Genomic DNA, 11296 nt, shown 5'->3' with positions numbered 1-11296 from the left:
CCTGTCGCTCCGTCTGCTCCTGTTGCTCCTGTTGGGCCTGTTGCTCCCGCTGGGCCTGTCGCTCCATCTACTCCGGTTGGACCTGTTGGACCTGTTGCTCCTGCTGGGCCTGTCGCTCCTGTTGGACCTTGTGGACCTGTTGCTCCTGTTGGACATGGACATGTAATTCCTGTTGGACCTGAAGGACCAGGTGGTAGTGGTGCTCCCGTAGGGCCTGTTGGGGCTGGTGGTAGAGGTAAAACTGGTGGTAATTGTGGGCCTGGTGGGCCTGGTGGTATTGGCAAATAGATACACCTCCAAAAATATTTTGACGTACACTTTATCATATTTTTGTTGGACAAGTTTGTTTGGATTTTAATACTAATCCTATTAAAAAATCCGCAAAAAAACTCTACTTACTAGTCAAAAAACTATCAATGATAGTTTTTTGTGATCTAGTTTAGTAGAGTCCAATTTTTAAAATATATTTTTCTTACTTCTTTCTATTAATTAGTTTATTGATACACCCGCACTAGCATATCCTGTAACAGTATTAATAAGGCTAAGACCTGTTCCTGTTTGTGTAAATACCATCATTAAACGAGTTTGTGCAGCGACTGGTATTGCTAAAGGTGTAGAAATATCGCTCGTGATTTCGCCTAATGTAAGTGGGCCCAATAGAGCAGGTAAAGTAACACTTGCACCTGCAACTGGAGTAAAGTTATTGCTATTTACCGGTGCACTATATAATTGTGCAGTGACCGAAATACTTGTTCCTAAAATATTTAAAGCTACTACATTACTAAAAGATGCAGAAATAGCCGTAATTGTACCCGCTCTAGGCATTGTGAATGCAAAATCAAGTATTTCAGTTGGCAAACCAGTTCCTGTTAAATCAATAGCTGGTCCAGGAAATAATGCAACATTCGGAAGAGAACTTCCAAATCCTACAAGTCCAGCCGTACTAGCTATACTCACCCCAAGGAGATCTACTGATGCCATCGCAATTGGTGCACCTGATGCAAACGGAATGATTGCACCTGTACCTGCTATACCAGTTGCCCCTGTTGCCCCTGTTGGGCCTGTTGCTCCTGCTGGACCTGTTGCTCCGTCTGCTCCTGTTGCTCCCGCTGGACCTGTTGCTCCATCTGCTCCTGTTGCTCCCGCTGAACCTGTTGCTCCTGCTGGNNCCTGCTGGGCCTGTTGCTCCTGGTGCACCTGGTGTTCCTGGTGTTCCTGGTGTTCCTGGTGTTCCTGGTGTTCCTGGCGTTCCTGGTGTTCCCGCCGGACCTGTTGGACCTTGTAGACCAGGTGACCCTTGTGGACCTGCTGGGCCTGTTGGGCCTGGCACTCCTGCTGGGCCTGCTGAACCTGTTGCTCCTGCTGGACCTGGGATCCCTTGTGGACCTGTTGCTCCCCCTGGACCTGTTGCTCCTGTTGCTCCCGTTGGACCTGCTGGACCACCTGAAGGGCCTGTTACTCCCGCTGGACCCGTTGGACCTGTTGGACCTAATACAAATACAGTTGGAGCTGTTGGTCCCATTGGTCCCATAGGACCCATCGGTCCCATGTAACCTCTTGGACCTCTCTCTCCATCTTCTCCTTCTTTACCTCTCTTACCTCTTTCTCCTCGAGGACCAGTTGCTCCTGTTGGGCCAGTTGGTCCCATAGATCCTATTGGTCCAATTAACCCATTTGAGTCATTTGAGTCATTTGAATCAAATGAATAACTAGGTGAATATGGAGATTTTGTTACGGGCGAATCTGAATGATCCGTATTTTGTGACATTTCTGGTTCTTCTGGTTGTTCTGATGGTTGTGGAAATCGTGGTGGAAATGGTGGTAGTGGCAAAAAAATACACCTCTCATAAAAATTTTAATTGTACAATTTATTGTATAAAAAAAGGACAAATTGGTTCATTCTCACCATAAAAATGGGGCAAAAAATAGGTGAATACTCTATTAAAAATATCTAATAGAATATCCACCTATTAAAAAACCGGAAATCTAAGATTTCCGGTTTCCAACTTTTATTATTATTGAGTATGCAATGTTTAGTACTAAAACATTGCTTTCTATGTGTAAGGTACACTTAGATTTAAATACTATATCGTCAATAGAATAGAGTTATCTAATTTAACCTCTTAGTTGGGCACTATGTGTTTCTTCTACTGCTTTTAACACTTTAGAATGAGCTTTTGTTACTTCTTCATCCGTTAAAGTACGTTCTGGATCGAAATACGTTAATGAGAAGGCAACTGATTTTTTACCAGCTTCCATCTTATCACCTTCGTATAAATCAAAGATTGTAGCATCCTTTAGGAGTCTTCCACCAGTTGAACGAATTGTAGATAGAATATCACCAGCAAATACTTTCGAATCAACTACTAATGCCATATCTCGGTTCATTGATGGGAATCGAGGAATTGCATTGTATAAAATATCATCGAATTCAGTATTTAATAGCTTTTCAAGTGATAATTGGAAAACATAAGTTTCTTTAATATCCCACTCTTTTTGAGTAACAGGATGAACTTGACCAATAAAACCAATTTCTTCACCGTTTAATAAAATACTAGCTGTGCGTCCTGGGTGTAATTCTTCTTTTTTATCAGCCGTATAAGTTATTTTATTTGATAAACCTAGTTCGCTAAATACTCCGTCTAAAATACCTTTTACAACGTAGAAATCTACAGCTTTTTTCTCACCTTGCCATGCATGTTCCAACCATAAACCAGTTAGAGCCCCTGCTAAATATTCTTCTTCATGTGGAAGTTCGTTTTTTTCCTTTGTTAAGAATACAGAGCCTGCTTCAAATAGTTGAACATTTTCTTCTTTACGTGCAACATTATATGCTACAGCGTCTAATAAATGAGGTACTAAGCTAAAACGCAACTCACTACGCTCTTCACTCATAGGTAATGCTAAACGTACAGGTTCTGCGTCTACAGTTTCTAGCGCAAAGCGTTTTACTTTATTATTACTAGTTAAAGAGTACGTAACAGCTTCGTAAAGACCCGCATGTTGTAAATACTTACGAATTTTTCTACGTTTTGCTTGATAAGGTGTTAATTGTCCGCGGCTAGCAACTCCAGTCGGTAAAGTAGCAGGAATATGATCATAGCCATATAATCTACCTACCTCTTCGACTAAATCTTCTTCTATTGAAAGATCACCACGGCGACTAGGTACAGTAACAGTAAATACTTCACCCTCCCCGGTAGCTTCTAATCTTAGGCGACGGAAAATATCTTTTACAGTATCAGCATCAATTGATGTACCAAGAACACCATTTATCTTACTTACAGAAACCGATACTTTTTTTGCATCATCAACTAAATGATCAGCTATTACAGTGCCTTCTACAATTGTTCCACCAGCAAGTTCGGCCATTAACTGAGCAGCACGTTCTGAAGCAGGGAAAGTACGTGATACATCAATTCCTTTTTCAAAACGAGCACTTGAATCGCTTCGTAAGCCCAAATCTTTTGATGTTTGACGAACACTTTGGCCTCTGAAAACCGCTGATTCGATTAAAACGTCAACAGTATGCTCATCAACCTCTGTACTTTGACCACCCATTACACCTGCAACTGCAACCGCTTCTTTATCTGTTGCAATCACTAAATTATGTGGCTGTAATGTGCGTTCTTCACCATCAAGTGTAACGATTTTTTCGTTTTCTTTCGCATGACGAACGATAATTTGGTTACTATTTAATTTATTAAAATCAAATGCGTGTAAAGGTTGACCGTACTCAATTAAAATATAGTTCGTAATATCAACTACGTTGTTAATAGGACGAATACCCGCACTCATTAATCGAGCTTGCATCCATAATGGAGACGGTCCAATTTTTACACCTTTAACTAATTTAGCACTGTAATATGGAGCATCTTCTTTAGATTCAATTGTAACTGAAACATAATCAGCAGTTGCAGCTGTGTCTGCACTAATCGATGGAAGTTTCACGTCACGATCTAAAATTGCAGCTACCTCATATGCAACACCAATCATATTTAAGCAATCCGCACGATTTGGTGTTAATCCAAGCTCTAATACTGCATCATCACGATATAGTACTTCTAATGCATCCGCACCTACTTCAGCTTCACTTGGTAAAACAAAAATTCCATTTGAGCATTCTTTTGCAACTACTTTTCCTTCAATTCCTAGCTCTTGAAGAGAACAAATCATCCCTTCAGAAACTTCGCCACGTAATTTTGCTTTTTTAATTTTAAAATTACCTGGTAAAACAGCGCCTACCTTAGCAACGATTACTTTTTGACCTTTTGCAACATTTGGTGCACCGCAAATAATTTGAACTGGCTGCTCTTCTCCAACATCAACAGTACATTTTGATAATTTATCAGCCTCAGGATGTTGTTCACGTTCCATAACGTAACCAACAACAACATTTTTAATTCCTTCAGAAAGAAGATTAACTCCTTCAACTTCAATACCTGCTTTTGTTATTAACTTTGCAAGTTCGTCTGGTGTAACACCACTTAAATCAACGTATTCTTGTAACCATTTTGTTGATACAAACATGTTTTTTCCCCTCCTACCTTACATTTGTTGGAATTGCTTTAAGAATCTTATATCGTTCGTATAGAAATGACGAATATCATCAATACCATATTTCAATAATGCAATTCGTTCTGGACCCATTCCGAATGCAAATCCTTGAACTTCTTTTGGATTATATCCAGCCATCTCAAGTACGTTTGGATGTACCATTCCAGCACCTAAAATTTCAATCCATCCAGTTTGCTTACACATATTACAGCCTTTTCCGCCACATTTCATACAAGAAATATCCATCTCTACTGATGGCTCAGTAAATGGGAAGAAGCTTGGTCGTAAGCGAATTTCACGATCTTCACCAAACATTTTTTTAGCAAAAAGTTGTAAAGTACCTTTTAAGTCACTCATCGAAATATTTTCGCCAATAACAAGACCTTCAATTTGCATAAATTGATGAGAGTGAGTAGCGTCATCGTCATCACGGCGATATACTTTACCTGGACAAATAATTTTTATTGGTCCCTTTTCGGTATTTGCTTCCATTGTTCTTGCTTGAACAGGAGAAGTATGAGTTCTCATCAACGTTTCTTCTGAGATATAGAAAGAATCCTGCATGTCACGAGCAGGGTGACCTTTAGGTAAATTTAATGCTTCGAAATTATAATAGTCCTTTTCAACTTCTGGACCCTCTGCAATTTCATATCCCATTCCAATAAATAAATCTTCAATTTCTTGAATAACCGCTCTCAGTGGATGTGCACCACCTGCATGAACTGGTCTTCCTGGAAGTGTTACATCAATTGATTCGCTTTCTAATTTTTCATTAATTGCATTTTGTTCTAATACAACTTGCTTTGCCTCAAGTTTTTCTTGAATTGCTGCACGTACTTCATTTGCAACAGCTCCCATTTTTGGTCGCTCTTCAGGAGCTAAATCCTTCATTGCTTTCATTGCCTCAGTGATCGGACCTTTTTTTCCAAGATAGGCAATTCTTATTTCATTTAATGCTTTTAAATCTTTTGCTTCTTCAATTTGCTTAATCGCATCTGCTTGTAAAGAAACTAAACGCTCTTGCATGAATAATCCTCCTATTCAATATCAAAATCATATTTTTAAACATAAAAAAACCTCGCTCCCAAAAAAGGGACGAGGATTGATCGCGGTACCACCCTAATTAACAGTTATTAATGAAACACAAACTAACTGCTCACTTCATTCGTATAACGATCTACTTAGATAGACCGAGTCGCCTTTACATCACAAAATGGTCCCGGCGCTAGCTCAAGAGGTGAATTCAATTTGGTCTACTATAAAAGTGCTTACAGTCTACGACACTTTTTCCCTAAAATAGAGATCCAAATTTACTATTCTCTGTCAAAGCTTTTATGTATTAAATTTTTCTTAATTAATTATATTGATTTTTTTCCATTTATGCAACTACTCATTTGAGGAATAACGAAGGAAATTCAGGAATTAGTGAATTGCCCTATTTAACTCACTGTCTTTTTTGCTTCACAAGCTATACATTAGAATTCCTGCTGCGATCCCAACGTTCAACGATTCAGCTTTACCATAAATTGGTATATACAGATTTTCATCCGTCAATGAAAGCAATGTTGAATTTACACCTTTACCTTCATTTCCTACAATAATGGCAAAACGGTTTGAAGTTTCTACTTCGTTGAATGGTTTTGCATTTTGTAGAGAAGTTCCATAAACAGTTATTCCCTTTTCTTTTAAATTTGAAACTGCTTCAACTAAATCTCCTCGTAAAATCGGTAAATGGAATATTGATCCTTGGGTTGATCGGATCGTTTTAGCATTATATAGATCACTCGAACCAGATCCTAAAATAACGCCATCAAATCCAGCAGCATCCGCAGTTCGAATCATCGTTCCAACATTACCTGGATCTTGAACCTCATCAATTAATAATAATTTTGACACTTTCTCAAAACCGATTCTCACAAATGAAAATTCAATAATTGCAAAAATGCCTTGCGTTGTTTCTGTTTCACTTAATTCCTTACAAACCTCTTTTGATATGTAAGTAATATCCAATGACCCTGTTGAAAAATTAGAAGGTAGATCAATTTCTTCACTGATTAATAAGTGAAGGATCGGTGCATCATGCTTGATTGCCTCCTCCACTAAATGAAAACCTTCAACGATATATTGTTTAGCCTTATCTCTTCCTTTTTTTGTATGTAGTTTTTTCCAAGCCTTTACAGAACTATTTTGAATGGAATCAATTTGTTTCATAAAATTCCCTTTACCTTTCATCGTATATCATATCGTTTATCATACATAAAATCGTTTCCGTTTACAAATACTACATAAAGCTTAATATGAAAGGAGAATTCAAAATGAATTTTAATATTCGCGGTGCAGTTCTTCACAATATTTCAGGTAATAAAAGTGATCAATTAGAAGCAACTATTGTTGATGCTATTCAAAGTGGTGAGGAAAAAGTATTACCAGGTTTAGGGGTACTTCTCGAAGTTTTTTGGAGCCATGCTACTGAAGATCAAAAGCATGAACTACTTTCGGTATTAGAAAATGGAGTAAGTCAGTAATATGTAAAAACATAGAAAAGGACTAACGAAAGCTATTAACTTTACGGTAGTCCTTTTCATTTTGATTTTGATTACTTCGTTTTACCTTTTAAATCCTCGATTGAATTAATTTTCATATATTCTGGTACGACTAAGCCTAATTTTGTCCCTTTTAAATTCGGTCCAAGATCAACCAATTGTTCTTTGTATTCATTCATGTAATCTTTATGAGTTGTTGGAAGCCAAGCTGCAACCATTGCATCTGCACTTCCATCTGAGACACCAGCAAACATTGGTCCAGCCTCAACTTGTTTTAATGTAACGTCATAGCCTTGGTTTTCAAGTGCTTTTCCAATCACATTTGTACTAGCAACTTCAGATTCCCATGAAACATAAACGAGACTAATTTTTTCGCCATTTCCTTTTGAAGCATCTTTTGTCCAATTATTTACTTGATCTTGATGCTTTTTGATCCATTTTGCCGCTGCATCCTCAGGTTTCGCACCGTCTTGAATATCACTCATAACTTCTTCCATATCATTCGGTTTCCATGAAAAGTTATCTAAAATCTTGTACGCACCTGGAATGTCTTCTTTTAATCCTTTTCTGACTACCGTATGAATTTCTTCATCCTTACCAAATGACCCTTTTGGATCTTCTAAATACTTTAATTTATATTTTGAAAACATCCAGTGTGGTGTCCATCCTGTAACGATAATAGGCTCTTTATTTTCGTACGCTTTTTTCAATTCAGCAGTCATCGCAGCTGACGAGCCTTCTTTTAAAGTCCAATCCTTTAAATCGTAATCCTTTATTGCTTTTTCAGTTGCTTTCATTAATCCTGCCCCTGGATCAATTCCGGTAATCTCATAATTAACCTCAAAACCTATTTTATTTGAAGATGTTTTTTGATCATTACCACCTGCAAAGGCAACTGAAATGGCGGCAATACAAAAGATTAATACAGTAAATCCATAAACATATTTTTTTGCAAGTTTTTTCCCATAAACAGGTTTACGAAGATTTTGAGAAATTCGATCTAGAATAATTGCAACGATAACAATTGATATTCCTGCCTCGAAGCCCTCACCTACTTTAATCTGAGTGACAGCACGATATACTTCTGCACCTAAACCTGGCGCGCCTACTAGTGAAGAAATAACTACCATAGATAATGCAAGCATAATACTTTGATTTATCCCCGCTAAAATGGTAGGTGCTGCTAATGGTAGCTGTACTTTAAAAAGTCTTTGCCATGTTGTTGAACCAAAAGCATTAGATGCCTCTATTAAATCACTTGGAACCTCTCGAATACCTAAATTCGTTAATCGTATTGTTGGTGGTATTGCAAAAATGACAGAAGCTAAAATACCAGGAACTACACCAATTCCAAAGAAGAGAATTGCTGGAATTAAATAGACAAACGCTGGCATTGTTTGCATAAAGTCAAGTATCGGGGTAATCACTTGCTTCACTCGATCGTTTTGCGAAGACCAAATCCCTAAAGGAATACCAATTACAACCGTAATAACGATCGCCGATAAAATCAAAGCTAACGAATCGACTGTAGCATCCCAAAGACCTAGATTATCTATTAACAACAATCCGAGTAATGTAAACAGCCCAACTGTCCACCTACTTGTATAAAAAGCTAGTAATGAAATAATTATTATTAGAATAATTGATGGGCCAAGCCCTAAAACTTTAACAAGGCCATTTAAAAGGGTTTCTGTGATATTAGTTACTGCGCTGAATAGAGGATGAAAAATGTTAATAATTACATCAACAATTTTATCTATCCATTCTGCTAACGGAATTTTTGGAATACCCATTTGTTAACCTCCTTTTATATTTAAATCGTCTGTATTACCCGCTAAAGCACCGATAACTGCTCCACGGATAATAACGCCTTTTAATCGATTATTTTCATCTACAACAGCTAATGGTAGAGCAGAAGTTGCAAGTGCCCCGATTACATCCGTTAATAAAGTATCTTCATTAACGGTCACAATATCCTTTTGCATGACTTCCTCTACCGATTTATTTTTAATCAGTGCATTTGAAGCGTCATCAGCATTAATGGCTCCAAGTAGCTTTTGTCGACGATCGACAACAAATATACTAGAATACCCTTGATCTCTCATTATTTGCAGGGCTACACGTGGTCCACGGTCAGGCGTAATTCTTTCAGCACGCTTCTGAACATGAGCCGCTGTTAATACTTTTGATAAGTCAACATCTTCTACAAATCGTTCCACATACTCATTGGCTGGATTTACCATAATCTCTTCTGGTGTACCAATTTGCATTATGTTACCATCCTTCATTAGAGCAATTCTGTCTCCAATTCGCAAAGCCTCATCAAGGTCATGAGTAATAAAAATAATTGTTTTTTTCATTGTCTCTTGTAGCTCTAATAATTCGTCCTGCATATCTTTACGAATTAATGGGTCAAGAGCACTGAATGCCTCGTCCATTAATAAAATATCTGTATCACTTGTTAGTGCCCTTGCAAGACCAACACGTTGTTGCATACCACCACTTAATTGAGACGGGTATTGATGCTCATATCCTTTTAAGCCAACAATTTCTAATGATTTGAGGGCTTTTTCTGTTCTTTCTTCTTGAGAAATATTTTGTATTTCTAAACCATATTCTGTATTTTCAAGAATTGTTTTGTGTGGGAACAGAGCAAAGTTTTGGAAAACCATACTGATTTTTTTGCGACGGACATCCCTTAACTGCTGAGGATTCATTTTTACGATGTCTTCATCGTCTATCAAGATTTGTCCGATCGTTGGTTCAATTAACCGATTGAGCATTCTAATCAAGGTGGATTTACCACTACCAGACAGTCCCATCACAACAAATATTTCACCAGGGTATATTTCAAAGCTTGCAGTATTCACCCCAATTGTTGAGTTTGTTTGCTCTAATATTTGCTTCTTTGAGTAGCCTTTTTCTAGTAACTTTATGGCGTTCTTTGGAGATTTACCGAAAACCTTTGTTACGTTTTTCACTTTAACTTTTGCTTTCATTATCTCACCTCAAAACTTTCTATTTTCTATACTTTTCCATATTTTTAAATAAGAATTCTCCTTAGATATAATAAAATCAGCCAAGTACTTTAAAAGTCTTGGCTCCTTATTAAACTCCATAAGAAAATAGGAGTCTATATGTTATTTATTTGCTTTGAAAATTCTAATTCCGAGTATCCTTATTTGGAAAGCGTGCATTCATGATAACAATAAGATATGACAAAACTATTTCAAACTAGTTATAGAAATAATACAATTTGTTTCAGTTCGTTAACGTTAAGGTCAAGAAGAGAGGAAAAATCGGAAGGATAGAATACAAAAAGTGGGCGTATTAAAAGGCTAAAAGACGTACAAAAAATCTGTGATAAGTACGTTAAAAACGGTGTAGTGGGGGATTGAGTTTAACTGCAATTAAGTGTGAGATAAACGTGAATAAGCTGCTTATCTGTGCCAATAAATAAAGATCAGTTGCAAATAAACTGTTAACTGCAAATAAAATTTGAGAAGCGCAATTATAATTTGGGAATCGCAATTAAATTCGAGAAGCGCAATTATAATTTGGAATCGCAATTAAAATTCGAGAATCGCAATTAAAATTCGAGAATCGCAATTAATATTTGGGAAGCGCAATAATAATTTAGAAGCGCAATTAATATTTGGGAAGCGCAATTAATATTTGAGAAGCGCAATTAATATTTGGGAAGTGCAATTAATATTCGAGAATCGCAATTATAATTTGAGAATCGCAATTAATATTTGGGAAGCGCAATTATAATTTGGGAAGCGCAATTAATATTCGAGAAGCGCAATTAATATTTGGGAAGCGCAATTATAATTTGGGAATCGCAATTAATATTTGAGAAGCGCAATTAATATTTGGGATTCGCAATTATAATTTGGGAAGCGCAATTAATATTCGAGAAGCGCAATTAATATTTGGGAATCGCAATTATAATTTGGGAAGCGCAATTATAATTTGGGAAGCGCAATTATAATTAGAGAATCGCAATTAAATTTCGGGAAGCGCAATTAAATTGCGAGAATCGCAATTAAATTCGAGAATCGCAATTAATATTCGGGAAGCGCAATTAATATTCGGGAGCCGCAATTAAAATTTGGGAATCGCAATTAAAATTTGGGAATCGCAATTAAAATTTGGGAAGCGCAATTAATATTAGAGAATCGCAATTAAATTTC

7 protein-coding genes, 1 pseudogene and 1 other annotated feature are annotated in these 11296 nt (G+C 37.1%); of the genes and pseudogenes, 1 reads left to right on the top strand and 7 read right to left on the bottom strand.

Features of this window, described 5'->3' with window-relative positions; genetic code table 11:
* The 5 genes and pseudogenes from COC46_RS18220 to COC46_RS18195 all read right to left on the bottom strand — a co-directional run.
* Positions 1–278, bottom strand: a pseudogene (locus tag COC46_RS18220) (hypothetical protein); the annotation flags it as partial.
* Positions 279–489: 211 nt separating this feature from the next.
* Positions 490–981 carry an exosporium glycoprotein BclB-related protein gene (locus tag COC46_RS18215; protein ID WP_098811341.1) on the bottom strand — a complete coding sequence of 164 codons (492 nt, stop codon included), beginning with the start codon at positions 979–981 and terminating at the stop codon, positions 490–492.
* Between the two features lie 1134 nt (positions 982–2115).
* Positions 2116–4530 carry a phenylalanine--tRNA ligase subunit beta gene (pheT, locus tag COC46_RS18205; RefSeq protein ID WP_098811340.1) on the bottom strand — a complete coding sequence of 805 codons (2415 nt, stop codon included), beginning with the start codon at positions 4528–4530 and terminating at the stop codon, positions 2116–2118.
* Between the two features lie 18 nt (positions 4531–4548).
* Positions 4549–5583 carry a phenylalanine--tRNA ligase subunit alpha gene (pheS, locus tag COC46_RS18200; protein ID WP_098811339.1) on the bottom strand — a complete coding sequence of 345 codons (1035 nt, stop codon included), beginning with the start codon at positions 5581–5583 and terminating at the stop codon, positions 4549–4551.
* A gap of 62 nt (positions 5584–5645) precedes the next feature.
* Positions 5646–5893: a binding site (T-box leader), on the bottom strand.
* Positions 5894–6018: 125 nt separating this feature from the next.
* The gene (locus tag COC46_RS18195) at positions 6019–6768 is read right to left on the bottom strand and encodes a TrmH family RNA methyltransferase (protein WP_098811338.1); all 750 of its coding nucleotides are present in this window, start codon (positions 6766–6768) and stop codon (positions 6019–6021) included.
* 104 nt (positions 6769–6872) lie between these two features.
* On the opposite strand from COC46_RS18195, the gene sspI reads away from it, so the two are divergent.
* Positions 6873–7082 (top strand): small acid-soluble spore protein SspI, encoded by a 210-nt coding sequence (gene sspI / locus COC46_RS18190; RefSeq protein WP_056472294.1) that lies wholly within the window; start codon positions 6873–6875, stop codon positions 7080–7082.
* Positions 7083–7153: 71 nt separating this feature from the next.
* Here sspI and COC46_RS23035 read toward each other — a convergent pair whose 3' ends face one another.
* Both COC46_RS23035 and proV read right to left on the bottom strand, forming a co-directional pair.
* Entirely contained in the window at positions 7154–8893 is a 1740-nt protein-coding gene (locus COC46_RS23035; RefSeq protein ID WP_098811337.1) for a glycine betaine ABC transporter substrate-binding protein, read from the bottom strand.
* A gap of 3 nt (positions 8894–8896) precedes the next feature.
* The gene (proV, locus tag COC46_RS18180) at positions 8897–10099 is read right to left on the bottom strand and encodes a glycine betaine/L-proline ABC transporter ATP-binding protein ProV (RefSeq protein ID WP_098811336.1); all 1203 of its coding nucleotides are present in this window, start codon (positions 10097–10099) and stop codon (positions 8897–8899) included.
* Between the last annotated feature and the right edge of the window lie 1197 nt (positions 10100–11296).

It is taken from the genome of Bacillus sp. AFS041924 (genome assembly GCF_002577195.1).
Lineage (GTDB): Bacteria > Bacillota > Bacilli > Bacillales > Bacillaceae_G > Gottfriedia.
This window is presented reverse-complemented; position numbering and strand designations above follow the sequence as displayed.